Raw genomic sequence first — 25,367 nt, 5'->3', positions numbered from 1 at the left:
CAGGGCAGAGGGGCGCTCGCGCGACGCGGGCGCCCCTCTCGCGTGCCTGGGCGCGACCGGTCCACCCGGGTGGCGGGCCCCCTGGAACTGTGCGGTCATGGGCCCAAGGCCCATCAGCCCGGCCGGCGCTCCGCGGCGCCCCGGCGGCAGGCGGCACAGGAGGAGAGGCAGGCGTGGCGAACCCCGTACCCCCGCGTGACCGCACGGACCAGCCCTGGCGATCCGAAGGCGCACCCCCGCCCCCTCCGCCGCAACCGCCCAAGCGCAAGATGCCCGGCGGCTGGGGCGGCCTCATCCTGACCGCGCTGATCGTCTACCTCATCGCCAACCTCGTGCTGTCCTTCTTCAGCTCGGGCGGCGAGCCGACCATCTCGTACACCGAGTTCAGCAAGCAGGTCGCCGACGACAACGTCAGCAAGATCTACGCCAAGGGCGACGCGATCCAGGGCCAGCTCAAGAAGGAGCAGCCCACCCCGGACGGCAGCGACAAGGACAGCAAGAAGTACACGAAGTTCAAGACGCAGCGGCCCTCCTTCGCCGACGACAAGCTCTGGGAGAACCTGGAGAAGCACGACGTCACCGTGACGGCCGAGCCTGTCGTCCAGCAGCGCAGCTTCCTGGCCAACCTCCTCATCTCGCTCGCCCCGATGCTGCTCCTCGTCTTCCTGTGGATCTTCATCGCGCGGCGCATGAGCCAGGGCATGGGCGGCGCGGGCGGCATGCTCGGCCGCAAACAGCCGCCCAAGCCGGTCGAGTTGCAGCCCGGCAAGAAGCGCACCACCTTCGCCGACGTCGCCGGCATCGACGAGGTCGAGGGCGAGCTCAACGACGTCGTGGACTTCCTCAAGAACCCCGACGCCTACCGGAAGATGGGCGCCAAGATGCCGCGCGGCGTGCTGCTCGCGGGCCCGCCCGGCACCGGCAAGACGCTGCTCGCGCGGGCCGTCGCGGGCGAGGCGGGCGTGCCGTTCTTCTCCGCGTCCGCCTCCGAGTTCATCGAGATGATCGTCGGCGTCGGCGCCTCACGCGTCCGGGAACTGTTCGCGGAGGCCCGCAAGGTCGCCCCGTCGATCATCTTCATCGACGAGATCGACACCATTGGGCGGGCCCGCGGCGGCGGCAGCGGCATGGGCGGCCACGACGAGCGCGAGCAGACGCTGAACCAGATCCTCACCGAGATGGACGGCTTCTCCGGCTCCGAGGGCGTCATCGTCATCGCCGCCACCAACCGCGCCGACGTCCTGGACCCGGCCCTGACCCGCCCCGGCCGCTTCGACCGCGTCGTCAACGTCTCGCCGCCCGACCGCGACGGCCGCGAGGCCATCCTCAAGATCCACACCCGTGAGATCCCGATGGCCGAGAACGTGAACCTCGCCCAGGTCGCGCGGACGACCCCGGGCATGACCGGCGCCGAACTCGCCAACCTCGCCAACGAGGCCGCCCTCATCGCCGTCAAGCGCAAGCAGCCCCAGGTCACCCAGAGCGACCTCTCCGAAGCCCTGGAGAAGGTCCAGCTGGGCGCCGAGCGGCCCCTGGTCATGCCCGAGGAGGAGCGCCGCCGCACCGCGTACCACGAGAGCGGCCACGCCCTCCTCGGCATGCTCCAGCCCGGCGCCGACCCGGTCCGCAAGATCACCATCGTCCCGCGCGGCCGCGCCCTCGGCGTCACGCTCTCCACCCCGGACGCCGACAAGTATGCGTACACGGAGGAGTACCTGCGCGGCCGCATCATCGGCGCCCTGGGCGGCATGGCCGCCGAGCAGGTCGTCTACGGCGTCATCACCACCGGCGCCGAGAACGACCTCGAACAGGTCACCAACATCGCGCGCGGCATGGTCGCCCGCTGGGGCATGAGCGAGAAGGTCGGCCGCCTCTCGGCCCTCCCCAGCGACGCCCAGCAGGCCTACGGACTCTCCGCCGCGCCCGACACCCTCGACGTCATCGACGGCGAGATGCGCCGCATCGTCGACGAGTGCTACGACGAGGCCTGCCGCAAGCTCCGCGAGAACCGCGACAAGCTGGACGCCCTCGCCTCGGCCCTCCTGGAGAACGAGACGCTGGAGGAGGCCGACGCCTACCGGATCGCCGGCGTCACCCGCCTCTTCAAGGACGCCGACTGACCGCCTGCCGCCCCTTCGGGCGGAGGCGCTCAGACACGGGCGATCAGGTACCGGAACACATTGGGCATCCACACCGTGCCGTCCGCGCGGACGTACGGCTGGAGCGCCTCCGTGATCTCCTTGGCGACCTGCACCGGGTCCGTCGCCGCGGCCGCCGCGTCGAACAGGCCCGTCGACAGCAAGCCCCGTACGGCGCTGTCCGCGTCCGCGTACCCGAAGGGGCACGCCACCCGCCCGGATCCCTCGGGACGCAGCCCCGCGCGCCGGGCGACGTCCTCCAGGGCGGCGCGCCGCCCGCGCGTCCCGCGCAGGGGATCGGCCAGCTTTCCGGCCACCTTCAGGACGGACGACGTCGTGCAGCACTCCGGAGGGCCCCATCCGGTGAGCACCACCAGGGCGCCCTTCCGGGCCGACGGCACGGCCTCCCGCAGCAGCGCGGTGAGGTCCTCCGCGTCCCCGTCCGCGCAGCCGACCGGCTGGAACGCCGTGATCAGCCCGTAGGACGCGTCCTCCGCCACCGGGGCGCAGCCCTCCGTGAGACGCGGCCGCGTCTCCCCGTCCGGCAGCCGCTCCCGGGCCAGAGCCAGCCGCTCCGGGCACGCGCTCTCCACCCCGGCCACGCGGGCGCCCCGCGCGGCTGCCATCACGAGCGCGAGCCCGGCACCGCAGCCCAGCGCCAGCAGCCGCGTGCCCCGGCCCACCCCGAGCCGCGCGTACACCGCCTCGTAGAGCGGTACCAGCATCCGCTCCTGGATCTCCGCCCAGTCACGCGCGCGTGCGTGCGGGTCCACGCCGGGCGCGAGCGCAGGTGTCATGGAAGGGCCCCCATCCGCCGGGAGTCACCGGTGTGTTGTCGTTCCCCGTAAGCCAGAGAACTGCGCGCGGGCCGTCCCGTCCAGAGGCGTTCCGGCATCCGGGCGAAAACCGGTGCCATGGCGTCCAGGTCCGGCCGTAGCATGCGCGCCATGGCAAAAGCACCTGTTCTCACCCCCCGGGCGGACGACTTCCCGCGCTGGTACCAGGACCTGATCACCAAGGCCGAACTGGCCGACAACGGACCGGTGCGCGGCACGATGGTCATCCGACCGTACGGCTACGGCCTGTGGGAGCGGATGCAGCAGGACATGGACGCGCGCATCAAGGAGACGGGCACCCAGAACGCGTACTTCCCCCTCCTGATCCCGCAGTCCTACCTCACCAAGGAGGCCGACCACGTCGAGGGCTTCGCGCCCGAACTGGCCGTGGTCACGCACGGCGGCGGCAAGGAGCTGGAGGAGCCGGCCGTCGTCCGCCCCACCTCGGAGATGATCGTCAACGACTACTTCTCCAAGTGGGTGCAGAGCTACCGCGACCTGCCGCTGCTCATCAACCAGTGGGCGAACGTGGTCCGCTGGGAACTGCGGCCCCGGCTCTTCCTGCGCACCACGGAGTTCCTGTGGCAGGAAGGCCACACCGCGCACGCCACCTATGAGGAGGCGCGCGACTTCGCGGCCCGCATCCACCGTCACGTGTACGCGGACTTCATGGAGAACGTCCTCGCCATGGACGTCGTGCTCGGCCGCAAGACCGCCAAGGAGCGCTTCGCGGGCGCCATCAACACGCTCACCCTCGAAGGGATGATGGGCGACGGCAAGGCCCTCCAGATGGGCACGAGCCACGAGCTGGGCCAGAACTTCGCCAAGGCGTTCCACACGCAGTACCTGTCGAAGGAAGGCAAGCAGGAGCTCGTCTGGCAGACCTCCTGGGGTTCGACCACGCGCATGATCGGCGCCCTGGTGATGATGCACGGCGACGACGACGGGCTGCGGGTGCCGCCGCGCCTCGCGCAGGTCCAGGTCGTCGTGCTCGCCATCAAGGGCGACGAGGCGGTGCTCGCCAAGGTGCGGGAGATCGGCGACGCCCTGAAGGCCGCCGGGATCCGCGTCCAGGTCGACGACCGCACCGACACCCCCTTCGGCCGCCGCGCGGTCGACTGGGAGCTCAAGGGCGTCCCCGTACGTGTCGAGGTCGGCCCTCGCGACCTGGAGGCCGGGACGGCGATGGTCGCCCGGCGCATCCCCGGCGGCAAGACGCCGGTCGCGGTCGACACGCTCGCCGCGGTGCTGCCCGGTGTCCTGGAGGAGGACCAGGCGCTGCTCCTGCACCAGTCGCGCGAGCGCCGCCTGTCCCGCACCAGCGACGTCACCACCGTGGCGGAGGCCGTCGAGGCCACCGATGCCGGCGGCTGGGCCCGCATCCCGTGGGCCGCGCTCGGCCCGGAGGGGGAGGAGACGCTCGCCGAGCACGGCGCCTCGGTGCGCTGTCTGCTCGCGGAGGACGGGGCGGTGCCGGACGCCGACGACGCACCGGGTAACGTCGCGGTCGTCGCGCGCGCCTACTGACGCCCTTCGCCGGAAGACGGCTCCCGGGGCGCCGAGGTTGCGGAAGAGGCCGAAACACCTCTTGCGTCATGCACGAAGTCGTATGCCGCAGTGCGCGTAGGACACCTACGCGCACCGGCGTACGGGGCACTACGTACTACCTTGGTGCGAGCTGTGAGACTCCTCCGCAGATCAGCGCACCCGCCCTCGTCCGGACGCATCAGCGGCAACTGACGGGTACGTGCAAATTATTTGGGATGCCCCGGAATAGGAACACAGAGGCACCCCGGCTCGTTGTCACGACGTGAGCACGACACCACCTGTTCTCGCCGCAGAGCTGGCAGGGGCGTGGGCCGACATTCAGCGGCACCACCCCGAACTGCCGGATCTTGCCGCGCCCGAATCCCTGATCGGGGAGTCGTCGTCCGCCTGCGGACACGAGCTCTCCTTCGAGCGACTCCTCCACGAGGCAGTCCACGGCATCGCAGCCGCGCGCGGAATCCGCGACACGTCCCGCGCCGGCCGCTACCACAACCGCAGATTCCTGGCCATCGCCGAGGAGATGGGCCTCGACCACCCCGAGGAGCCGCACCCCAGCAGCGGCTTCTCGCTGGTCGCGCTCACCCCGGAGGCGAAGCAGCGTTACCGGCAGACGATCGAGCGGCTCCAGCGCGCCCTCAAGGCGCACACCGTGGCGACCGCCGCGGACACCAAGCGCAGCTTCCGCGGCCCGGCCGCGCGGCACGGCTCCTCCGGGGGCGGCGTCCGCGTCAAGGCCGTCTGCGACTGCGGGCGCAATGTGCGCGTGGTGCCCTCGGTGCTCGCGCAGGCGCCGATCGTCTGCGGTGGCTGCGGGAAGCCGTTCCGGATCCCGGAGGTCGTCGGCGCCGGCGTCGGCGTGGGCTGACGTCCGCGCTCCTGGTGGGGCGGCCGGCGGGGCCGCCTCCCCGCCCGCCCGGGGCCGGGGGGAGCGTTCGGCCGCTCCGGCGGCATATGGCACAATGGCTAGCTGTACTCGACAGTCGCACAGGACCCCTCTCTCCTCCGGCTGACGCGTCCATCGGGCACTCGGGTACCGCAACCCCACGCGGCCATCTCGCCGTGCCCACCCACGTCAAGACCAGGAGACACCACTCCAGTGGCAGTCAAGATCAAGCTGAAGCGTCTGGGCAAGATCCGTTCGCCTCACTACCGCATCGTCGTCGCCGACTCCCGTACCCGCCGTGACGGCCGGGCCATCGAGGAGATCGGTCTGTACCACCCGGTGCAGAACCCCTCGCGCATCGAGGTCGACTCGGACCGCGCGCAGTACTGGCTGGGTGTCGGCGCGCAGCCGACCGAGCCGGTTCTCGCCATCCTGAAGCTCACCGGTGACTGGCAGAAGTTCAAGGGTCTGCCGGCCCCCGCGCCGCTGAAGGTCGCCGAGCCGAAGGCCGCCCGCCCCTCCTTCGAGGCGCTGGCCACGGCCGACGAGCCCAAGGGTGAGGCCATCACCCAGAAGAAGAAGGCTGAGAAGAAGGACGAGGCCGCTGAGGCTGCGTCCGAGTCGACCGAGGCCTGAGCATGCTCGAGGAGGCTCTTGAGCACCTCGTGAAGGGCATTGTCGACAACCCCGACGACGTGCAGGTCGCCTCGCGCAACCTGCGCCGTGGGCGCGTGCTGGAGGTCAGGGTCCACCCCGACGACCTCGGCAAGGTGATCGGCCGCAACGGTCGCACCGCGCGTGCTCTGCGGACCGTCGTGGGCGCCATCGGCGGCCGCGGAGTCCGCGTCGACCTCGTCGACGTCGACCAGGTTCGCTGACAAGTTGAACACCGGCTCGGGCCGGGGAGGGCCTCAGGCCGTCCCCGGCCCGAGGGCGTGTATGGGGCCGCCCCGCGGCGTCGCGGCGCTGGGCGGCCCCATACACGCCCTAGTCGTATGACAGGAGATAGCTCAACGTGCAGCTGGTAGTCGGGCGCATCGGGCGCGCCCACGGCATCAAGGGTGAGGTCACCGTCGAGGTGCGTACCGACGAGCCCGAGCTGCGGCTCGGCCCCGGTGCGGTGCTCGCCACCGACCCCGCCTCCACGGGACCGCTCACCATCGAGTCCGGCCGGGTGCACAGCGGCCGGCTGCTGCTGCGCTTCGCCGGCGTCCGCGACCGCACCGGCGCGGAGGCCCTGCGCAACACGCTCCTGATCGCGGAGGTCGACCCGGAGGAGCTGCCGGAGGACGAGGACGAGTTCTACGACCACCAGCTCATGGACCTCGACGTCGTCACCCTGGACGGCACCGAGGTCGGCCGGATCACCGAGATCTCGCACCTGCCCTCGCAGGACCTCTTCATCGTGGAGCGCCCCGACGGCAGCGAGGTCATGATCCCCTTCGTCGAGGAGATCGTCACCGAGATCGACCTCGAGGAGCAGAAGGCGGTCATCGACCCGCCGCCCGGCCTCATCGACGACCGGGCCGAGGTCGCCTCCGCCCGCGACGCCGAGGCCGAAGCGGGCACGGAGGAAGAGAGCTCATGAGGCTCGACGTCGTCACGATCTTCCCCGAGTACCTCGAACCGCTGAACGTCTCCCTCGTCGGCAAGGCCCGCGCGCGCGGTCAGCTCGACGTCCGCGTGCACGACCTGCGCGAGTGGACCCACGACCGGCACAACACGGTCGACGACACCCCCTACGGCGGCGGCCCCGGCATGGTCATGAAGACCGAGCCCTGGGGCGAGTGCCTCGACGACGTGCTCGCCGACGGGTACGAGGGCGGCGCCCAGGCGCCCGCCCTCGTCGTCCCCACGCCCAGCGGCCGCCCCTTCACCCAGGAGCTCGCCGTCGAGCTCTCGCAGCGCCCCTGGCTGGTCTTCACGCCGGCGCGCTACGAGGGCATCGACCGCCGCGTCATCGACGAGTACGCGACCCGGATGCCCGTCTACGAGGTCTCCATCGGCGACTACGTGCTCGCGGGCGGGGAGGCCGCCGTCCTCGTCGTCACCGAGGCCGTGGCCCGGCTCCTGCCCGGCGTCCTCGGCAACGCGGCGTCCCACCAGGACGACTCCTTCGCGCCCGGCGCCATGGCCAACCTCCTGGAGGGGCCCGTCTACACGAAGCCGCCGGCCTGGCGCGGCCGCGAGATCCCCGAGGTGCTGCTCAGCGGCCACCACGGGAAGATCGCCCGCTGGCGCCGGGACGAGGCGCTGCGCCGCACGGTGCGCAACCGCCCCGATCTCGTCGAGCGCACCGACCCGAAGGCCTTCGACAAGAAGGACCGGGAGATGCTCTCGATCCTGGGCTGGCGACCGGGTCCCGACGGACGATTTGGGCCCACGCCCGGGGTCGTGGAAGAATAAGCCGCTGCTGTACGTCCAGCCTGCGCCCCTGCCACAGGGGGAACGACGCCGGCCCGACGCGATCAGCTACCGAAACTCATCACATATCTCCCGCCGATGACCTGTGGCATCGGTGAAGAAAGCAGACGATCATGTCTCACCTGCTCGACTCCGTCGACTCCGCGTCGCTGCGCAGCGACATCCCGGCCTTCCGCCCGGGTGACACCGTCAACGTCCACGTCCGCGTCATCGAGGGCAACCGCTCCCGTGTGCAGCAGTTCAAGGGCGTAGTCATCCGCCGCCAGGGCGCCGGTGTCCGCGAGACCTTCACGGTCCGCAAGGTCTCCTTCTCCGTCGGCGTCGAGCGCACCTTCCCGGTGCACACCCCGATCGTCGAGAAGATCGAGCTCGTCACCAAGGGTGACGTCCGTCGCGCCAAGCTGTACTACCTGCGCGAGCTGCGCGGCAAGGCTGCGAAGATCAAGGAGAAGCGCGAGAACTGAGCCGCTCGGCGCCCCACACGGGCGCCGGCGCATCTCGCGTACGGAGTCCACAGGAGCGCCGGATAGCATCTGGCCTCGATGGACACCGAAGCACAGCATCAGGAGCGCGACCGCTCCTCCCGGCCTCACGAGAGCACCTCGGAGGGTCAGGAGGGACGGTCGCGTTCCTCTTTGTCTCTCGGGGGGATCGCGGAGCAGGTGCCCGGAGGCCGGATCACGCTCGGCGCGCTGCTCTGCATGGTGCTGCTGCTGGCCTTCGGCGTCTTCGTGATGCAGCCGTTCCAGATCCCCAGCAGCTCGATGCGGCCGACGCTGAACGTCGGGTACCGCGTTCTCGTGAACAAGTTGGCGTACCGTTTCGGTGCGCGACCGGAGCGCGGGGACGTCGTCGTCTTCGACGGCAGCGGGTACTTCGGTGACGCGGACTACGTCAAGCGCGTCGTCGGGGTGGGGGGAGACCATGTGGTCTGCTGCGACAGGCAGGGGAGGATCGCCGTGAACGGGCGGGCCGTGGACGAGCGGTCCCTGCTGTACCGCGGGGACACGCCTTCGGAGGTGCCGTTCGACATCGAGGTTCCCGACGGGACGCTCTTTCTGCTGGGTGACCACCGCGCCGACTCCCGTGACTCCCGCGACTATCTGGGCGCCCCCGGCGGCGGCTTCGTCCCCGTCGACCAGGTGATCGGCAAGGCCCAGTGGGTCGCCTGGCCCGCGGGCCACTGGAGCTCCCCGTCGCGCGAGGACCTCTACGCGCGCGTACCCGCGGCGGGCGGCGCCCATGGGTAAGCGGGGCAGGACGCGCGCCGGTGACGAGACCGAGGAGCGACTGCCCACCGGGAGCAGACGCACCGCGGCGGCCCCTCCGCGCGGCCGGGCCGAGCGCCGCAAACTGGCCCGCAAGGTGAAGCGGCGCCGCCGGCGTTCCGCGATCAAGGAGATACCCCTCCTGATAGGCGTGGCGCTGGTCATCGCGCTCGTCCTGAAGACGTTCCTGGTGCAGGCCTTCGTGATCCCGTCGGGCTCCATGGAGCAGACGATCAAGATCGGCGACCGGGTCCTGGTCGACAAACTGACCCCCTGGTTCGGCGCGAAGGTGCAGCGCGGCGACGTCGTCGTCTTCAAGGACCCCGGCAAGTGGCTGGAGCAGGAGACGGGACAGAAGAAGGACGACCCCGTCGGGATCAAGCAGATCAAGACGGGTCTCACCTGGATCGGACTGCTGCCCTCCGCCGACGAGCGGGATCTGATCAAGCGGGTCGTGGCGGTCGGCGGCGACACGGTGAAATGCTGCGACGCCCAGGGCCGCGTCACCGTCAACGGGACGCCCCTCGACGAACGTTCGTACATCCACCCCGGCAACGCCCCCTCGAAGTTCGACTTTTCGGTGAAGGTTCCCGAGGGCCGGCTCTTCGTGATGGGCGACCACCGGGCGAACTCGGCGGACTCCCGCTACCACCTCACCGAGGCGTTCCACGGCACCGTGTCCGAGGAATCCGTAGTGGGGCGGGCCCGGTTCATCGGCTGGCCGGTCGGGAACTGGGCCACGCTGGAGGAGCCGGAGACCTTCGCGGCGGTCGCCGACGCGCACGGCACCGGATCGACCGCGGCCCCCGGCGCGTCGCATAGGGTGGCCACCGCGGACAGCGCCGAATCGAGACCCGACTCATTGGATTCGGACGGATTGATCCCTCTCCCGACCCCTGCGGAACTCCCGCTCGTTATGGGAGTGGTGGGCCTGCATCGCGTAGGGATCAGGCAGCGGCACGGAGTGAGGAGTGGATGTGGGGGACTTGGCGGTCGGCGCACGGTCAGGGCATGGGCCCGAGGAACAGCCCGAGCGATCCGACGACGCGACAGGTCCCGGCGTGACTGACCACACGCCCGGGAGCGATGACGGTGGAGCGGCGGGCGGTTCCGGCGCCGCCGGAGAGCGGCCCGGCGACGTGCCGAGGACGCCGAAGAAGGCCAAGAAGCCGCGCTCCTTCTGGAAGGAGCTGCCGCTGCTCATCTTGATCGCCCTGGTCCTGGCCCTGTTGATCAAGACCTTCCTGGTGCAGGCGTTCTCGATCCCGTCGGGATCGATGCAGAACACGCTGCAGATCGGCGACCGCGTGCTCGTCGACAAGCTGACCCCGTGGTTCGGCTCGAAGCCGGAGCGCGGCGAGGTCATCGTGTTCAACGACCCGGACCAGTGGCTGGAGGGCGAGCCCACCAAGCCGCCGAACGCCGCGCAGAAGGTCCTGAGCTGGGTCGGCCTGATGCCCTCCGCCGACGAGAAGGACCTCATCAAGCGCGTCGTCGGCGTCAGCGGCGACACCGTCGAGTGCAAGGGCACCGGCCCGCTGAAGGTCAACGGCAAGGCGCTGAACGAGCCTTACGTCTTCCCGGGCAACACCCCGTGCAGCGCGGACGGCGTCGGCGGCACCTTCAAGGTGAAGGTTCCCGAAGGCAAAGTCTGGGTCATGGGCGACCACCGCCAGGACTCGCTGGACTCCCGCTACCACCAGAACGACAAGAACCAGGGCTTCGTCCCCGTGGACAACGTCGTGGGCCGCGCGATCGTGGTGGCCTGGCCGCCCACGCACTGGTCCACGCTGCCGGTCCCGGACACCTTCGACCAGTCGGGGATCAACGCCGCGGCGAACGTCGCCCCGGGCGCCCTGGGCCTCGCCGGAGCCGTGCCGCTCGTGCTGTGGCGCCGCCGCCGCACGAACCGGAGCGTTACTGAGGGGAACACCAGGGTTTCTGAGGTCACGAGCGCCCGGTAGGGTGCCGTCCCAGATCGCCGATCTTGCGCGGTCCGAGCCACTCGGGCCGGACCGCGCGGTCGATGTCTCCGACGCTGGGGAGCAACTGGGATGAGCAGGACGGGTCGTACGGCCGAGGGCCGCGGCAAGGCCGGCAGTGTGCTGTCGGGCATAGCCGTGGCCCTCGGCTGTGTGCTGTTCCTCGGCGGGTTCGTATGGGGTGCCGTGGTGTACCAGCCGTACACGGTGCCCACCGACTCGATGACGCCGACGATCGGCGCGGGCGACCGGGTGCTCGCCCAGCGCATCGACGGCGGCGAGGTCAAGCGCGGCGACGTCGTCGTCTTCCGTGAGGCCAGCTGGGGCGACATGCCGATGGTCAAGCGCGTGGTCGGCGTCGGCGGCGACAAGATCGCCTGCTGTACGGACGGCAAGCTCACCGTCAACGGCGAGCAGGTCGAAGAACCGTATCTGCCGGCCGGTAAGTCCGCCTCGCTCGCCGGGATCAAGTCGACCACGGTCCCGCAAGGCCGGCTCTTCCTCCTCGGCGACGAGCGCAGCGGCTCCCTGGACTCCAGCGTCCACCTCGGCGACGCCAACGGCGGCTCGGTGGAGCGCGGCGCCGTGGAGGCCCGGGTGGACGCCGTGGCCTGGCCCATGAACGGCATGCTGGCCAAGCCCACCGGCTTCGAGGCGATGCCCGGCGGCATCTCGCAGCCCGGACCGCTCCGCCTCATGGTGGGCGCTGTCGTGGCCGGCGCCGTCCTGGTGCTCGCGGGCGCGGCCTACGGTCCGATCGCGAACCGGGCACGGCGCTCCCGGACCCGCCGCGCGCCGGAGCCGGCCCGTGTCTGAGCCCGGCGACGGGCTGCGCGAGGTGGCCCGCGTCGTCCTGCTCGACCAGGACGACCGCATCCTGCTGCTGCACGGGCACGAGCCCGGGGACACGGCGGACGACTGGTGGTTCACGCCGGGCGGCGGACTGGAGGGCGACGAGACGCGTGCGGAGGCCGCCCTGAGGGAACTGGCGGAGGAGACGGGCATCACGGATGCGCGGCTCGGCCCGGTCCTGTGGCAGCGGGTCTGCTCCTTCCCGTTCGACGGGCGCCGCTGGGACCAGGACGAGTGGTACTTCCTGGCCCGCACGACCTCGACGGCCCGGGCCGTCGAGATCAACGGAGAGGGCCTGACCGACCTGGAACGGCGCAGCGTCGCGGGAGCGCGATGGTGGTCGTGCGAGGAACTGGCCGAGGCCCATGAGACGGTGTACCCGACCAGGCTCGCCGAGCTGCTGAAGCGGCTGCTCGTCGAGGGTCCCCCGAGCCGGCCGCTGGTTCTCGACACGGAAATCGTCTAGAGGAACCGGTGGCTGACGCACAATAGGGGGACGCACGGCAGAAGGGGAACATGCCATGAGCGCCGAGGACCTCGAGAAGTACGAGACCGAGATGGAGCTGAAGCTCTACCGGGAGTACCGCGACGTCGTCGGGCTGTTCAAATACGTGATCGAGACCGAGCGTCGCTTCTACCTCACCAACGACTACGAGATGCAGGTGCACTCGGTCCAGGGTGAGGTGTTCTTCGAGGTGTCGATGGCGGATGCCTGGGTCTGGGACATGTATCGCCCCGCTCGTTTCGTGAAGCAGGTCCGGGTCCTCACGTTCAAGGACGTGAACATCGAGGAGCTCAACAAGAGCGACCTGGAGCTTCCGGGCAGCTGAGCCCGCACCCTGCCGCACTGATTTCCCCCGGCCGTCCCTCTGGCGGGTGACGGAGTTTTCCACACCCCGCCGGTAGTTCACCAAGATCCACTTCCTTCCGTCCCGTGCCGCAGCGTGGACGTCGGAGGTGGTGTCGACGTGAACGCACGGGGCGCGATGGGGAAGTACGGAGAGGACCTGGCCGCGAGGCGGCTGGCCGAAGCGGGAATGACGGTGCTCGCGCGGAACTGGCGCGCGGGCCGCACCGGTGAGATCGACATCGTGGCGCGGGACGGGGACGCGATCGTCGTCTGCGAGGTCAAGACGCGCAGAGGGGCGGGCGCGTCGGCCTTCGAGCATCCGATGGCCGCGATCACGCAGATCAAAGCGCGACGACTGCGCTCCCTGGCCGAGCGCTGGATCCACGAGCACGGGGGAGCGCCATCGGGCGGCGTCCGCATCGACGTGATCGGCGTCCTGCTGCCCGAGCGCGGCGCACCCCGCCTCGAGCACGTGCGGGGGGTGTCCTGATGGGATTCGCGCGGACGTGCTCCGTGGCCCTGGTGGGCGTCGAGGGCGTCGTCGTCGAGGTGCAGGCCGACCTGGAGCCCGGCGTCGCCGCGTTCACGCTCGTCGGCCTGCCGGACAAGAGTCTGGTCGAGAGCCGCGACCGGGTCAGGGCGGCTGTAGTGAACTCGGGGGCCGACTGGCCGCAGAAGAAGCTCACGGTGGGGCTCAGCCCGGCCTCCGTGCCCAAGGCCGGGTCGGGATTCGATCTCGCTGTCGCCTGTGCGGTGCTCGGCGCCGCCGAGCGCATCGATCCGCGGGTGCTCGCCGACATCGTCATGATCGGGGAGCTGGGGCTCGACGGGCGGGTCCGGCCGGTTCGCGGGGTGCTTCCCGCCGTGCTGGCCGCGGCCGACGCCGGGTACGAGCAGGTCGTCGTGCCCGAGTGCACGGCCGGCGAGGCGTCCCTGGTGCCCGGGATCTCCGTCCTCGGGGTGCGCAGCCTGCGCCAGCTCATCGCGGTGCTCACCGACGAGCCCGTCCCGGAGGAGGAGCCGGAGCCCTCCGGCCGCCCGGATCCGATGCTGGCCGGACTCAGCATGCCCGGCAGCGGCGCCGACATCGGCGGCCTGACGCTCGACGGGCACGGGCTCGACCTCGCGGACGTCGTCGGCCAGCTGTCGGCGCGCACCGCCATGGAGGTCGCCGCCGCGGGCGGACACCACGTCATGCTGTCGGGCCCGCCCGGCGCGGGCAAGACGATGCTCGCCGAGCGACTGCCCGCCCTGCTGCCACCGCTCACCCGCGGCGAGGCGCTCGAGGTCACGGCCATCCACTCGGTCGCCGGCATGCTGCCACCGGGCAAGTCCATGATCGACACCGCGCCGTACTGCGCGCCCCACCACTCCGCGACCATGCAGTCCCTGGTCGGCGGCGGCCCCGGCGTCGCACGGCCCGGAGCGGTGTCGCTGTCGCACCGGGGCGTGCTCTTCCTCGACGAGGCGCCCGAATTCAGTGGCAAGGCGCTCGACGCGCTGCGCCAGCCCCTGGAGGCGGGGCACGTGGTCATCGCCCGCAGCGCCGGGGTGGTGCGGCTGCCCGCGCGGTTCCTCATGGCACTGGCCGCGAACCCGTGCCCCTGCGGGCAGTACCGGGCGCTCGGGGGTGAGTGCGACTGCCCGCCGGCGACCGTACGGCGCTACCAGGCCCGGCTCTCCGGCCCCCTGCTCGACCGCGTCGACCTGCGCGTCGAGGTGGACGCCGTCACGCGGAACGAGCTCGCGGGGTACGGCCCCCGCGGCGAGAGCACCCGGACCGTCGCCGACCGGGTCAGGCAGGCCAGGGAGCGGGCGGCGGCACGGCTCGCGGAGACGCCCTGGCGGACCAACAGCGAGGTGCCCGGTCATGCCCTGCGCACCCGGTGGTCCGCCGCACCCGGAGCCCTGGACGAGGCCGAGCTGGACCTGGAGCGCGGCTTCCTCACCGCGCGCGGCCTCGACCGGGTGCTGCGCGTGGCCTGGACCGTCGCCGACCTGGCCGGACGGGACCGGCCCTTCGCCGAGGACGTGGCGCTCGCGCTCCAACTGCGGACCGGGATCTCGCGCGGGGTGCCGATGACGATCGGGGCCGAGCGGTGACCGGCGCCACCGGTACCGGCACCGCCGGCGCGGGCGCGCCCGACGCGGTGCGGCTCGCCCGGGCCCGGCTGACCCGGATCGTCGAACCGGGCTGGGAGGCCGCCGCCCGCTGGCTGCGCGAGTTCGGAGCCGTCGAGACGGTGCGGCGGATCGACGCGGCCGCCGCCGACGAGGAGGCCGAGCCGCTGCCCGGGGTGCGGGCCGAGCGCTGGGCCGGCCTGCTCGCCCGGGCCCGGGACGCGCCGCCCCCGGAACGGGATCTGGCCCGCGCGGCCGAGCGCGGGGCGCGGTTCGTGTGCCCGGGGGACGTGGAGTGGCCCGGGCAGCTCGACGACCTGGGGGACGCGCGGCCCCTGGGGCTCTGGGTGCGGGGCGGGCCCAGCCTGCGGATGTGGGCGCTGCGCTCCGTGGCGGTGGTCGGCTCGCGGGCCTGCACGGACTACGGCGTCCGCATGGGGGCGAGCCTGGGCGCCGGGCTCGCCGAGCGCGGCTGGGTCGTCGTGTCGGGTGGCGCGTACGGGGTGGACGCGGCGGCCCATCGCGGGGCCCTGGGCGCGACCGGAGCCACGATCGCCGTGCTGGCCTGCGGGATCGACCGGATCTATCCGCGCGGCCACACCCAGTTGATCGACCGGATCGCGGAACAGGGACTGGTGGTGGCCGAGTTGCCGCCCGGGGAGCATCCGACCCCCAGCCGCTTCATCCTGCGCAACCGGGTGATCGCGGCGCTGACCAGGGGCACGGTCGTCGTCGAGGCCGCATATCGCAGCGGGGCGCTCGGCACGGCCCGCTGGGCGCAGCGGCTCGGGCGGCACGCGATGGGCGTGCCCGGGCCGGCGACGAGCACCGTCTCGGCGGGCGTGCACGAACTGCTGCGCAAGGAAGGCGTACTGGTGACCGATGCCGCCGAAGTGGTCGAGCTGGTGGGGGAGATGGGCGAGCTCGCGCCGGAGCGCCGCGGACCGGTGCTCGCCCGGGATCTGTTGCCACCGCACGCGGCCCGGGTGCTCGCCGCGCTCCCCGGGCGCGGGGCCGGCACGGTGGCGCAGATCGCCCGGGGCGCGGGGACGAGTGAGGACGACACGATCGGGAGGTTGTACGAACTGCGCTCGTTGGGGTTCGTCGAACGACACGGCGACGGCTGGCAGTTGACACGCCAGAGCGTCGAGCCGGTCTTTCCGGAAGGGGGAGTTCCCTGACGCTGCGTGTTGCGCCGTCCGGATGACACCCCGATGACCTTGCCAGTTCCGGCAGTTGGTGTTTCGGAGCGGTTACGGAGAGAGACGCGGGAGGTCGCCGGGGCCGGGTAACGGAACGTATCTGCGCGGGTGTGATCACCCGGCCCTCGCGCACTGCGACGCTCCAGTCACGCTACGCTCACCAGGATTCGGGTTCGCCACCTCAATCTGTAACCAGGTGGACGGCTCGTGATCAGTCAGTACGAGACGGGCACCCAGGCCTCTCCACAGCGAAACGATCAACGGCACAAGGCGGCGCATGCCACAGCACACCTCAGGGTCCGACCGGGCGGCGGTACCCCCCGCCGCCCGCGGCTCCAGCGTGCGGCCTCCGGCTCCCACCTCCCTGGAGGAGCTGTGGAGGTCGTACAAGTCGACCGGCGACGAGCGGCTGCGCGAGCAGCTGATCCTGCACTACTCGCCGCTCGTGAAGTACGTCGCCGGCCGGGTCAGTGTGGGCCTGCCGCCCAACGTGGAGCAGGCCGACTTCGTCTCCTCCGGGGTCTTCGGGCTGATCGACGCGATCGAGAAGTTCGACATCGAGCGCGAGATCAAGTTCGAGACGTACGCGATCACCCGGATCCGCGGCGCGATGATCGACGAGCTGCGGGCACTGGACTGGATCCCCCGGTCGGTGCGGCAGAAGGCGCGCAACGTGGAGCGTGCCTACGCCACGCTGGAGGCCAAGCTGCGCCGCACGCCCTCGGAGAGCGAGGTGGCCGCCGAGATGGGGGTCGCGCTCGAGGAACTGCACGCTGTTTTCAGCCAGTTGTCGCTGGCCAACGTGGTGGCCCTCGAGGAGCTGCTGCACGTCGGGGGCGAGAGCGGCGACCGGCTCAGCCTCATGGACACCCTGGAGGACCAGGCCGCCGACAATCCGGTGGAGGTCGCCGAGGACCGGGAGCTGCGCAGGTTCCTCGCGCGGGCGATCAACACGCTGCCGGAGCGGGAGAAGACCGTGGTCACGCTGTACTACTACGAGGGCCTGACCCTCGCGGAGATCGGCAACGTGCTCGGGGTGACCGAGAGCCGGGTCAGTCAGATCCACACGAAGTCGGTGCTGCAGCTGCGGGCGAAGCTGGCCGGGTTCGGGCGCTGACCCGCTCGACGGTCCCGCTGCGTGCGGAATCGTCCCTGCCCGCGGCCCTCGCCGGCCGGTCCGGAGTGGCGAGGGGTGTCCGGTGGCACTCCCGTCCCGGGAGCCGCGCTCGTAAAGTGGAGGCGTGCCAAGGATTCGAGCGGCCTCTGTGGCCGAGCACCGGTCGATGCAGCGCGGCGCCCTTCTGGACGCGGCGCGTTCCCTGCTGTCCGAGGGCGGGACGGAGGCGCTGACGTTCCCCGCGCTCGCCGAGCGGACGGGGCTCGCGCGCTCGTCCGTGTACGAGTACTTCAAGTCCCGGGCGGCCGTCGTCGAGGAGCTGTGCGAGGTCGACTTCCCGGTGTGGGCCGCCGAGGTCGAGGCCGGGATGGCGCGGGCCGCGACGCCTCGGGGCAAGGTCGAGGCGTATGTGCGGGAGCAGCTGGCGCTGGTCGGGGACCGGCGGCACCGGGCCGTCGTCGCGATCTCGGCCAGTGAGCTGGACGCCGGGGCGCGGGAGAAGATCCGGGCCGCGCACGGCGGGCTCGTCGCGATGATCGTCGAGGCGCTCGGGGAGATGGGGCACGCGGAGCCGCGGCTGGCCGCGATGCTCGTACAGGGGGTCGTCGACGCGGCGGTGCGGCGGATCGAGCTCGGGGCGGCGGAGGAGCCCGGGGTGATCGTCGACGCGGCGGTCGCCATGGTGCTCCGGGGCGTCTCCGGCTGAGAGGCCCAGGCGGCGGACAGCCCGATGCTGGTGAGCCGCCCAGGTGGCAGACCGCCGAGACTGGTGACGGTCAGGGCGGCAGGCCGCCCGAGGCTGCTGGGCCGCCCAGGTGGCAGGCTGCCCGACGCTGCGGGGCCGCCGGGAAGGCAGACCGCCGAGGCTGGTGACGGTCTAGGCGGCAGGTCGCTCAATGCTGCTGAGCCGCCCGGAAGGCAGGCCGCCCGACATTGCTGGGCCGCCGAGCGGCAGGCCGCCTGACGCTGGCGAGTCGTATAGGTGGCAGGTCGCCCGACGCTGGTGAGCCGCTCAGATGGCAGGTCGCCCGACGTTGCTGGGCCGCCGAGGTGGCGGACCGCCCGATGCTGGCCAGCCGCCAGCCGCCAGCCGCCAGCCGCCAGCCGCCAGCCGCCAGCCGCCAGCCGCCAGCCGCCAGCCGCCGGCCGCCGTCAGGTCGCCCAATGCTGCTGGGCCGCCCAGGGTGCCAGACCGCCCACGGCTACGGAGACCAGAAGGCGTACCCCGGGCTGAAGCGCTGGCCGAAGGCGAGGGGGAGTGGGCCCCAGAGGGGGAGCAGGCGGGGTGGGGCCGGGTGGCGGGCCGTCGGGGTCAGCAGGGTCAGCGGGTTCAGGTAGGCCGTGGCGCGGCGCAGGCCCCAGTGCAGGCAGGACGGGGTGGCGGGCGGGCAGTGGCCCGTCGGGAGTTCAAGAGTGCCCAGGGCGGCGCCCGCGGCGACCTGGTCCCCCTTGCGCACCGACGCCGCCACCGGCTCGTACGACGTGCGCAGCGGCGGGGCGCCGGAGCCGTCGAGTTCCACGGTGACGACGCCGCGCCCCGCCACCTGGCCGGCGAAAGAGACGCGGCCCGCCGCGACCGTGCGGACCGGTGCGCCGATGGGCGCGGCGAGATCGACGCCGCGGTGGCCGGGACCGTAGGGCGAGGTCGGCGGGGACCAGTCGCGCACGATCGCCGGACGTTCGCCCACCGGCCAGATGTGCGAGGTTGGGGTCGGGTCGGCCGGGTCCGCCCGTGCCGAGGCGGGCACGAGCAGCAGCAGGACCGGCAGGATCATCACGCCGAGTAGTGTTCGCATGGCTCAGACGATCCGCCTCCGGGCCGATCCGCGCGGATCATGGCGGCGAATCGTGGACTACCGGCCGGTTGTGGACAGCGGCGTCACCCGCTGCTCCGCGGGTCCCGTACACTTCTTGTGGCGATCCGGGCCACCGGATCGACTTCGCACGCCCCGACACCTTCGGTGTCAGCGGCCTATCGGTCCCGTACGAGCGACAGAGCGTACGCGGCAGGCATGCGGTGGGGCGTCAGGAAACAACCGAGAACACCAGAGGAGTACGGCCATGGCCGTCGTCACGATGCGGGAGCTGCTGGAGAGCGGCGTCCACTTCGGTCACCAGACCCGTCGTTGGAACCCGAAGATGAAGCGCTTCATCTTCACGGAGCGCAACGGCATCTACATCATCGACCTGCTCCAGTCGCTGTCGTACATCGACCGCGCCTACGAGTTCGTCAAGGAGACCGTCGCCCACGGTGGCACGGTCATGTTCGTCGGTACGAAGAAGCAGGCGCAGGAGGCGATCGCCGAGCAGGCGACCCGCGTCGGCATGCCCTACGTGAACCAGCGCTGGCTGGGCGGCATGCTCACCAACTTCTCGACCGTCTACAAGCGTCTGCAGCGCCTCAAGGAGCTCGAGCAGATCGACTTCGAGGACGTCGCCGCGTCCGGTCTCACCAAGAAGGAGCTTCTCGTGCTCTCGCGCGAGAAGGCCAAGCTGGAGAAGACCCTCGGCGGTATCCGCGAGATGTCCAAGGTCCCCAGCGCCGTCTGGATCGTGGACACCAAGAAGGAGCACATCGCTGTCGGCGAGGCCCGGAAGCTCAACATCCCGGTCGTCGCGATCCTCGACACGAACTGTGACCCCGACGAGGTCGACTACAAGATCCCGGGCAACGACGACGCGATCCGCTCCGTCACCCTGCTCACCCGCGTGATCGCCGACGCCGTCGCCGAGGGCCTCATCGCCCGCTCCGGCGTTGCCGCCGGTGACTCGAAGCCGGGCGAGAAGGCCCAGGGCGAGCCGCTGGCCGAGTGGGAGCGCGACCTGCTCGAGGGCGAGAAGAAGGCCGACGAGAAGGCTGAGGAGGCCCCGGCCGCCGAGGCTGCTGCCGCCGAGGCCCCCGCCGCCGAGGCTCCGGCCGCGGACGCCGAGCAGGCCTGACCCGTACGGGTACCGGTTTCATGAGGTGACGGCGGGGGCCTGCGCGGCCCCCGCCGTTCACCCGTGACTCTGGAGGCGCACCTGGCCGGCGCGACACCGGCCCGCACCTCCGACGCACACTTCTCAGACTTCGTAGAGAGAAAACCAGGATCATGGCGAACTACACCGCCGCTGACGTCAAGAAGCTCCGTGAGCTCACGGGCGCCGGCATGATGGACTGCAAGAAGGCGCTGGACGAGGCCGAGGGCAACGTCGACAAGGCCGTCGAGGCCCTGCGCATCAAGGGCCAGAAGGGCGTCGCCAAGCGCGAGGGCCGCTCCGCCGAGAACGGCGCCGTGGTCTCCCTCATCGCCGACGACAACACCTCGGGTGTCATCGTCGAGCTGAAGTGCGAGACGGACTTCGTCGCCAAGGGCGAGAAGTTCCAGTCGGTCGCCAACCAGCTCGCCGAGCACGTCGCGAAGACCTCCCCGGCCGACATCGAGGCGCTGCTCGCCTCCGAGATCGAGCCCGGCAAGACCGTGCAGGCCTTCGTCGACGAGGCGAACGCCAACCTCGGCGAGAAGATCGTCCTGGACCGCTTCGCGCAGTTCACCGGCGGTTACGTCTCCGCGTACATGCACCGCACGATGCCCGACCTGCCCCCGCAGATCGGTGTCCTCGTCGAGCTCGACAAGGAGAACGCGGAGATCGCCAAGGGCGTCGCCCAGCACATCGCCGCCTTCGCGCCGAAGTACCTCTCCCGCGAGGACGTCCCGGCCGAGGTCGTCGAGACCGAGCGTCGCGTCGCCGAGGAGACCACCCGCGCCGAGGGCAAGCCCGAGGCCGCCCTGCCGAAGATCGTCGAGGGTCGCCTCAACGGCTTCTTCAAGGACGCCACGCTGCTCGGTCAGCCGTACGCCCTCGACAACAAGAAGTCCGTCGAGAAGGTCCTCCAGGAGGCCGGTGTCACCCTGAAGCGCTTCGCGCGCATCAAGGTCGGCATCTGAGTCCGGACCCCGCCCGACGGGAGACCCCGCTAGGGTCGACAGCAGTCGTCCGGGCACGCGCCGGACGACCGCAGATGTGACGAGGAGGCCATTGCCGCGCATGGGATGCGAACCACCCCATCGGCAGTGGCCTCCTTCGTATGTGTGCCAAGCAGAAGAGGCGAGATTCCATGACCACCACCCAGGCCGACAAGGACAACAGCGACGACGGCAAAGGCGCGGGGCGCTTTCTGCTGAAGCTTTCCGGCGAGGCGTTCGCCGGGGGCGGGGGTCTGGGAGTCGACCCCGACGTGGTGCACGCCATCGCCCGTGAGATCGCGGCCGTCGTCCGCGACGGGGCACAGATCGCCGTCGTCATCGGCGGCGGCAACTTCTTCCGCGGCGCCGAGCTCCAGCAGCGCGGCATGGACCGGGCGCGCTCCGACTACATGGGCATGCTCGGCACCGTCATGAACTGCCTCGCCCTCCAGGACTTCCTGGAGAAGGAAGGCATCGACAGCCGGGTCCAGACCGCCATCACCATGGGCCAGGTCGCCGAGCCGTACATCCCGCTGCGCGCCGTGCGCCACCTGGAGAAGGGCCGTGTCGTCATCTTCGGCGCGGGCATGGGCATGCCGTACTTCTCCACCGACACCACCGCCGCGCAGCGCGCCCTGGAGATCGACGCCGAGGCGCTGCTCATGGGCAAGAACGGCGTGGACGGGGTCTACGACTCCGACCCGAAGACCAACCCCACGGCCGTGAAGTTCGACGCGCTCAGCTACGGCGAGGTCATCACCCGGGACCTCAAGGTCGCCGACATGACCGCGATCACCCTGTGCCGGGACAACAAGCTCCCGATCCTCGTCTTCGAGCTCCTCGCCACGGGCAATATCGCCCGCGCCGTCAAGGGTGAGAAGATCGGGACGCTCGTGGGCGAGCAGGGCACGCGCGCCTGACCCCGTCCCCCGTGCGTCCCGCGAGGGATGGACAATGGCCTGCCGGTCGGACACCGTCTGGTGCGACGACCGCAGGATCGCAGGACCGAAGACACACGACGCAGCCGGCCGCCCTCGTGCACGCCGGGCCTCACTCAAGACACGCAGGAGCAAGTGGTGATCGAAGAGACCCTCCTCGAGGCCGAGGAGAAGATGGAGAAGGCCGTCGTGGTCGCCAAGGAGGACTTCGCCGCGATCCGCACCGGCCGTGCGCACCCGGCGATGTTCAACAAGATCGTGGCCGACTACTACGGCGCGCTGACGCCGATCAACCAGCTGGCCTCGTTCTCGGTGCCGGAGCCGCGGATGGCCGTGGTGACCCCGTTCGACAAGAGCGCCCTGCGCAACATCGAGCAGGCGATCCGCGACTCGGACCTCGGCGTCAACCCGAGCAACGACGGCAGCATCATCCGTGTGACGTTCCCGGAGCTGACCGAGGAGCGCCGCCGCGACTACATCAAGGTCGCCAAGACCAAGGCGGAGGACAGCAAGGTCTCCATCCGCTCCGTGCGCCGCAAGGCCAAGGACGCCATCGACAAGGCCGTCAAGGACGGCGAGGTCGGCGAGGACGAGGGCCGTCGCGCGGAGAAGGAGCTCGACGACACCACCGCCAAGTACGTGGCCCAGGTCGACGAGCTGCTCAAGCACAAGGAAGCCGAGCTGCTCGAAGTCTGAGCGAGCGCGGAACATCGAGGTTCGAGGAATCCGTGAACGACTCTTCCTGGGGTGCGCCGACCGGGCCCGTACACCGGGGCTCCCCTTACGGCGAGGGTGCCTCCGCCTCGTACGGCCAGGAGCCCGGCTTCGGCCAGGCGCCCGGCCACGGGCAGGGCCAGGGGTACGACCAGGGGGCCGCGTACGGCGCGGTCCCCTCGTACGACCCCGCGTACGGCCCCTCGTACGAGCCGGGGCACGCTCCGGCGGGTCCCGCGTACGAACCGCACGCGGTTGGCGAGACTCGGCCCATGCCCATCGTGCCCGATATGCCTGACGTGCCCTCTGGTGCTTTCCCAGAGGGCGGTGGCCAGGACGACCGGGGGGCCGCTCGCCCGAGCGGCCCTCTGTTCCGCGACGAGACGCCGCAGGAGCCCATGACCGGCGCAACCCCGCAGCCCGCCCCCGACGCTCCGGAGCCCTCGCCGGCCCCGAAGCCGAAGAAGAGCGCGGGCCGTGACCTCGGATCGGCCATAGGGGTCGGCGTCGGGCTCGGCGCGGTGATCATCGCGTCGCTGTTCGTCGTCAAGGCCGTGTTCGTCGGCGTGATAGCGGTCGCCGTCGTCGTCGGCCTGTGGGAGCTCACCTCCCGCCTCCAGGAGCGCAAGAGCATCAAGGCGCCGCTGGTGCCGCTCGCCGTGGGCGGCGCGGCCATGGTCGTCGCCGGGTACGTGCGCGGGGCCGAGGGCGCCTGGGTGGCGATGGCGCTGACCGCGCTCGCCGTCCTGGTCTGGCGGATGACCGAGCCGCCCGAGGGCTACCTCAAGGACGTCACCGCGGGCGTCTTCGCCGCGTTCTACGTGCCGTTCCTCGCGACGTTCGTGGCGATGATGCTCACCGCGGACGACGGCGCCTGGCGCGTCCTCACGTTCCTGATCCTCACCGTCGTCAGCGACACCGGCGCGTACGCGATCGGCTGGCGCTTCGGCAAGCACAAGCTCGCCCCGCGCATCAGCCCCGGCAAGACCCGCGAGGGCCTGTTCGGCGCGGTGCTGTTCGCGATGGTGGCGGGCGTGCTGTGCATGCAGTTCCTGGTGGACGACGGCACGTGGTGGCAGGGCCTGGTCCTCGGCGTCTGCGTCGCCGCGTCCGCGACGCTCGGCGACCTCGGCGAGTCCATGATCAAGCGCGACCTCGGCATCAAGGACATGGGCACCCTGCTCCCCGGGCACGGGGGCATCATGGACCGCCTGGACTCCCTGCTGCCGACGGCGCCGGTGGTGTGGCTGCTGCTGGTGCTGTTCGTCGGGTCCGGCTGACCTGCGTTTTTCCCGGTGCGGGTCCGTTGTCCACAGGGCGGCGGGCCCGTCCTCGTTTGTCTGCGACACTGGTACAGCCATGCCTAAGCCCGGAGAACTCACATTCGTCGCCCCCCGCGGAGCCAAGAAGCCGCCGCGGCACCTTGCCGACCTCTCGCCCGCCGAGCGGAAGGAAGCCGTCGCCGCGATCGGTGAGAAGCCGTTCCGCGCCAAGCAGCTGTCGACGCACTACTTCGCGCGGTACGCGCACGACCCCGCGGAGTGGACCGACATTCCCGCCGGGTCGCGCGAGAAGCTGCGCGAGGCGCTGCTGCCCGAGCTGATGACCGTCGTGCGGCATCTGTCGACCGACCAGGACACCACCCGCAAGACCCTGTGGCGGCTGTTCGACGGGACGCTCGTCGAGTCCGTGCTCATGCGGTACCCGGACCGGGTGACGATGTGTATCTCGTCGCAGGCCGGGTGCGGGATGAACTGCCCGTTCTGCGCGACCGGGCAGGCCGGGCTGGACCGGAACCTGTCGACCGGTGAGATCGTGCACCAGATCGTCGACGGGATGCGGGCCCTGCGGGACGGGGAGATCCCCGGCGGGCCCGCGCGGCTCAGCAACATCGTGTTCATGGGGATGGGCGAGCCGCTCGCCAACTACAAGCGGGTCGTCGGCGCCATCCGCGCCCTCACCGACCCCGAGCCGGACGGGCTCGGGCTCAGCCAGCGCGGGATCACCGTGTCGACGGTCGGCCTGGTCCCGGCCATTCACCGGTTCGCCGATGAAGGCTTCAAGTGCCGGCTGGCCATCTCGCTGCACGCCCCTGACGACGAGCTGCGCGACACCCTCGTGCCCGTCAACACGCGGTGGAAGGTGCGCGAGGTCCTCGACGCCGGGTGGGAGTACGCGGCCAAGTCCGGGCGCCGGCTGTCCATCGAGTACGCGCTCATCCGGGACATCAACGACCAGGCCTGGCGCGGTGACCGGCTGGGGCGCCTGCTCCGCGGCAAGCCCGTGCACGTCAACCTCATCCCGCTGAACCCGACCCCGGGCTCCAAGTGGACCGCGTCGCGTCCCGAGGACGAGAAGGCGTTCGTCGAGGCCATCGCCGCGCACGGCGTCCCCGTCACCATCCGGGACACCCGTGGCCAGGAGATCGACGGGGCGTGTGGACAGCTCGCCGCCACCGAGCGGTAGCCTTGCCCCCAGTACCACATCTTCATATTCCGACAGGGGAGCGCCACAGCGCTGAGAGTGCGGCAGAGCCGCAGACCCTCT

General features: G+C 71.1%; 27 protein-coding genes. 25 read left to right on the top strand and 2 right to left on the bottom strand.

The genetic code is table 11. From position 1 onward, the window contains the following. The first annotated feature begins 173 nt into the window (after positions 1-173). The gene (gene ftsH / locus IAG42_RS09665) at positions 174-2,120 is read left to right on the top strand and encodes an ATP-dependent zinc metalloprotease FtsH (RefSeq protein WP_188336616.1); all 1,947 of its coding nucleotides are present in this window, start codon (positions 174-176) and stop codon (positions 2,118-2,120) included. A gap of 29 nt (positions 2,121-2,149) precedes the next feature. Here the strand turns inward: ftsH and IAG42_RS09660 are convergent, their stop codons facing one another. Continuing rightward, a complete protein-coding gene (locus IAG42_RS09660; RefSeq protein WP_223205922.1) occupies positions 2,150-2,935 on the bottom strand; it encodes a class I SAM-dependent methyltransferase in 786 nt (261 codons plus the stop codon). Positions 2,936-3,085: 150 nt separating this feature from the next. Between IAG42_RS09660 and proS the strand changes: the two genes are divergently transcribed. The 18 genes from proS to IAG42_RS09570 all read left to right on the top strand — a co-directional run bounded on the left by proS (position 3,086) and on the right by IAG42_RS09570 (position 17,927). Further along, positions 3,086-4,501: a proline--tRNA ligase gene (proS, locus tag IAG42_RS09655; protein ID WP_188336615.1), complete on the top strand. Its 1,416-nt coding sequence runs from the start codon at positions 3,086-3,088 to the stop codon at positions 4,499-4,501. A 283-nt stretch (positions 4,502-4,784) separates the two neighbouring features. After that, positions 4,785-5,387: a hypothetical protein gene (locus IAG42_RS09650; RefSeq protein ID WP_188336614.1), complete on the top strand. Its 603-nt coding sequence runs from the start codon at positions 4,785-4,787 to the stop codon at positions 5,385-5,387. A gap of 231 nt (positions 5,388-5,618) precedes the next feature. Further along, complete coding sequence (gene rpsP / locus IAG42_RS09645; protein ID WP_188336613.1) at positions 5,619-6,041, top strand: 30S ribosomal protein S16; 423 nt, start codon at positions 5,619-5,621, stop codon at positions 6,039-6,041. 2 nt (positions 6,042-6,043) lie between these two features. Further along, the gene (locus tag IAG42_RS09640; RefSeq protein ID WP_014176063.1) at positions 6,044-6,283 is read left to right on the top strand and encodes an RNA-binding protein; all 240 of its coding nucleotides are present in this window, start codon (positions 6,044-6,046) and stop codon (positions 6,281-6,283) included. A 137-nt stretch (positions 6,284-6,420) separates the two neighbouring features. Continuing rightward, on the top strand, positions 6,421-6,993 hold the full coding sequence (gene rimM / locus IAG42_RS09635) for a ribosome maturation factor RimM (RefSeq protein WP_188336612.1): 573 nt from the start codon (positions 6,421-6,423) through the stop codon (positions 6,991-6,993). Then, entirely contained in the window at positions 6,990-7,811 is an 822-nt protein-coding gene (gene trmD / locus IAG42_RS09630; RefSeq protein ID WP_188336611.1) for a tRNA (guanosine(37)-N1)-methyltransferase TrmD, read from the top strand. Before rimM ends, trmD begins: the two co-directional genes overlap by 4 nt. A gap of 131 nt (positions 7,812-7,942) precedes the next feature. After that, positions 7,943-8,293, top strand: a complete 351-nt coding sequence (rplS, locus tag IAG42_RS09625) for a 50S ribosomal protein L19 (RefSeq protein ID WP_037886451.1) — start codon at positions 7,943-7,945, stop codon at positions 8,291-8,293. A gap of 78 nt (positions 8,294-8,371) precedes the next feature. After that, on the top strand, positions 8,372-9,079 hold the full coding sequence (lepB, locus tag IAG42_RS09620) for a signal peptidase I (protein ID WP_188336610.1): 708 nt from the start codon (positions 8,372-8,374) through the stop codon (positions 9,077-9,079). Further along, entirely contained in the window at positions 9,072-10,166 is a 1,095-nt protein-coding gene (gene lepB / locus IAG42_RS09615) for a signal peptidase I (protein WP_188336609.1), read from the top strand. The genes lepB (IAG42_RS09620) and lepB (IAG42_RS09615) overlap by 8 nt, the downstream gene beginning before the upstream one ends. After that, positions 10,159-11,061: a signal peptidase I gene (lepB, locus tag IAG42_RS09610; protein ID WP_394811203.1), complete on the top strand. Its 903-nt coding sequence runs from the start codon at positions 10,159-10,161 to the stop codon at positions 11,059-11,061. The genes lepB (IAG42_RS09615) and lepB (IAG42_RS09610) overlap by 8 nt, the downstream gene beginning before the upstream one ends. Positions 11,062-11,151: 90 nt before the next feature. Beyond that, a complete protein-coding gene (gene lepB, locus IAG42_RS09605; protein WP_188336607.1) occupies positions 11,152-11,895 on the top strand; it encodes a signal peptidase I in 744 nt (247 codons plus the stop codon). Next, a complete protein-coding gene (locus IAG42_RS09600) occupies positions 11,888-12,397 on the top strand; it encodes an NUDIX hydrolase (protein WP_223205921.1) in 510 nt (169 codons plus the stop codon). The genes lepB (IAG42_RS09605) and IAG42_RS09600 overlap by 8 nt, the downstream gene beginning before the upstream one ends. 55 nt (positions 12,398-12,452) lie before the next feature. Next, complete coding sequence (locus IAG42_RS09595; RefSeq protein ID WP_005311352.1) at positions 12,453-12,761, top strand: DUF2469 domain-containing protein; 309 nt, start codon at positions 12,453-12,455, stop codon at positions 12,759-12,761. A 138-nt stretch (positions 12,762-12,899) separates the two neighbouring features. Beyond that, a complete protein-coding gene (locus IAG42_RS09590; protein WP_188336606.1) occupies positions 12,900-13,271 on the top strand; it encodes a YraN family protein in 372 nt (123 codons plus the stop codon). Then, complete coding sequence (locus IAG42_RS09585; protein ID WP_188336605.1) at positions 13,271-14,884, top strand: YifB family Mg chelatase-like AAA ATPase; 1,614 nt, start codon at positions 13,271-13,273, stop codon at positions 14,882-14,884. Before IAG42_RS09590 ends, IAG42_RS09585 begins: the two co-directional genes overlap by 1 nt. Then, positions 14,881-16,083, top strand: coding sequence for a DNA-processing protein DprA (dprA, locus tag IAG42_RS09580; RefSeq protein ID WP_188336604.1), 1,203 nt, complete (start codon positions 14,881-14,883; stop codon positions 16,081-16,083). The genes IAG42_RS09585 and dprA overlap by 4 nt, the downstream gene beginning before the upstream one ends. 298 nt (positions 16,084-16,381) lie before the next feature. Then, positions 16,382-17,221 carry an RNA polymerase sigma factor WhiG gene (whiG, locus tag IAG42_RS09575; RefSeq protein WP_188336603.1) on the top strand — a complete coding sequence of 280 codons (840 nt, stop codon included), beginning with the start codon at positions 16,382-16,384 and terminating at the stop codon, positions 17,219-17,221. A 148-nt stretch (positions 17,222-17,369) separates the two neighbouring features. Next, positions 17,370-17,927, top strand: a complete 558-nt coding sequence (locus IAG42_RS09570; RefSeq protein ID WP_188336602.1) for a TetR/AcrR family transcriptional regulator — start codon at positions 17,370-17,372, stop codon at positions 17,925-17,927. A gap of 496 nt (positions 17,928-18,423) precedes the next feature. On the opposite strand, the gene IAG42_RS09565 is transcribed toward IAG42_RS09570, so the two are convergent. Continuing rightward, complete coding sequence (locus tag IAG42_RS09565; protein WP_188336601.1) at positions 18,424-19,017, bottom strand: murein hydrolase activator EnvC family protein; 594 nt, start codon at positions 19,015-19,017, stop codon at positions 18,424-18,426. A gap of 265 nt (positions 19,018-19,282) precedes the next feature. Here IAG42_RS09565 and rpsB point away from each other — a divergent pair, with 265 nt between their 5' ends. The 6 genes from rpsB to rlmN all read left to right on the top strand — a co-directional run bounded on the left by rpsB (position 19,283) and on the right by rlmN (position 25,286). Then, positions 19,283-20,161 (top strand): 30S ribosomal protein S2, encoded by an 879-nt coding sequence (rpsB, locus tag IAG42_RS09560; protein WP_188336600.1) that lies wholly within the window; start codon positions 19,283-19,285, stop codon positions 20,159-20,161. Positions 20,162-20,313: 152 nt separating this feature from the next. Further along, positions 20,314-21,150 carry a translation elongation factor Ts gene (tsf, locus tag IAG42_RS09555; RefSeq protein WP_188336599.1) on the top strand — a complete coding sequence of 279 codons (837 nt, stop codon included), beginning with the start codon at positions 20,314-20,316 and terminating at the stop codon, positions 21,148-21,150. A 170-nt stretch (positions 21,151-21,320) separates the two neighbouring features. Continuing rightward, positions 21,321-22,088 (top strand): UMP kinase, encoded by a 768-nt coding sequence (gene pyrH / locus IAG42_RS09550; protein ID WP_188336598.1) that lies wholly within the window; start codon positions 21,321-21,323, stop codon positions 22,086-22,088. Positions 22,089-22,244: 156 nt separating this feature from the next. Continuing rightward, entirely contained in the window at positions 22,245-22,802 is a 558-nt protein-coding gene (gene frr / locus IAG42_RS09545) for a ribosome recycling factor (protein WP_161301549.1), read from the top strand. Between the two features lie 32 nt (positions 22,803-22,834). Continuing rightward, positions 22,835-24,100: a phosphatidate cytidylyltransferase gene (locus IAG42_RS09540; RefSeq protein ID WP_394811202.1), complete on the top strand. Its 1,266-nt coding sequence runs from the start codon at positions 22,835-22,837 to the stop codon at positions 24,098-24,100. Positions 24,101-24,179: 79 nt separating this feature from the next. Then, positions 24,180-25,286 (top strand): 23S rRNA (adenine(2503)-C(2))-methyltransferase RlmN, encoded by a 1,107-nt coding sequence (gene rlmN, locus IAG42_RS09535; RefSeq protein ID WP_188336597.1) that lies wholly within the window; start codon positions 24,180-24,182, stop codon positions 25,284-25,286. Positions 25,287-25,367 lie beyond the last annotated feature (81 nt).

The sequence above is a fragment of the Streptomyces xanthii genome (assembly GCF_014621695.1).
Lineage (GTDB): Bacteria > Actinomycetota > Actinomycetes > Streptomycetales > Streptomycetaceae > Streptomyces > Streptomyces xanthii.
The sequence above is the reverse complement of the archived record's forward strand: the minus strand, read 5'-3'. Positions and strand labels throughout refer to the sequence as shown.

Coding starts and splice junctions, on each gene's coding strand:
- IAG42_RS09660 (WP_223205922.1), bottom strand. CDS start 2,935: ATGACACCTGCGCTCGCGCCCGGCGTGGACCCGCACGCACGCGCGCGT.
- proS (WP_188336615.1), top strand. CDS start 3,086: ATGGCAAAAGCACCTGTTCTCACCCCCCGGGCGGACGACTTCCCGCGC.
- IAG42_RS09640 (WP_014176063.1), top strand. CDS start 6,044: ATGCTCGAGGAGGCTCTTGAGCACCTCGTGAAGGGCATTGTCGACAAC.
- trmD (WP_188336611.1), top strand. CDS start 6,990: ATGAGGCTCGACGTCGTCACGATCTTCCCCGAGTACCTCGAACCGCTG.
- rplS (WP_037886451.1), top strand. CDS start 7,943: ATGTCTCACCTGCTCGACTCCGTCGACTCCGCGTCGCTGCGCAGCGAC.
- lepB (WP_188336610.1), top strand. CDS start 8,372: ATGGACACCGAAGCACAGCATCAGGAGCGCGACCGCTCCTCCCGGCCT.
- lepB (WP_188336609.1), top strand. CDS start 9,072: ATGGGTAAGCGGGGCAGGACGCGCGCCGGTGACGAGACCGAGGAGCGA.
- lepB (WP_188336607.1), top strand. CDS start 11,152: ATGAGCAGGACGGGTCGTACGGCCGAGGGCCGCGGCAAGGCCGGCAGT.
- IAG42_RS09595 (WP_005311352.1), top strand. CDS start 12,453: ATGAGCGCCGAGGACCTCGAGAAGTACGAGACCGAGATGGAGCTGAAG.
- IAG42_RS09585 (WP_188336605.1), top strand. CDS start 13,271: ATGGGATTCGCGCGGACGTGCTCCGTGGCCCTGGTGGGCGTCGAGGGC.
- whiG (WP_188336603.1), top strand. CDS start 16,382: ATGCCACAGCACACCTCAGGGTCCGACCGGGCGGCGGTACCCCCCGCC.
- IAG42_RS09565 (WP_188336601.1), bottom strand. CDS start 19,017: ATGCGAACACTACTCGGCGTGATGATCCTGCCGGTCCTGCTGCTGCTC.
- rpsB (WP_188336600.1), top strand. CDS start 19,283: ATGGCCGTCGTCACGATGCGGGAGCTGCTGGAGAGCGGCGTCCACTTC.
- tsf (WP_188336599.1), top strand. CDS start 20,314: ATGGCGAACTACACCGCCGCTGACGTCAAGAAGCTCCGTGAGCTCACG.
- pyrH (WP_188336598.1), top strand. CDS start 21,321: ATGACCACCACCCAGGCCGACAAGGACAACAGCGACGACGGCAAAGGC.
- rlmN (WP_188336597.1), top strand. CDS start 24,180: ATGCCTAAGCCCGGAGAACTCACATTCGTCGCCCCCCGCGGAGCCAAG.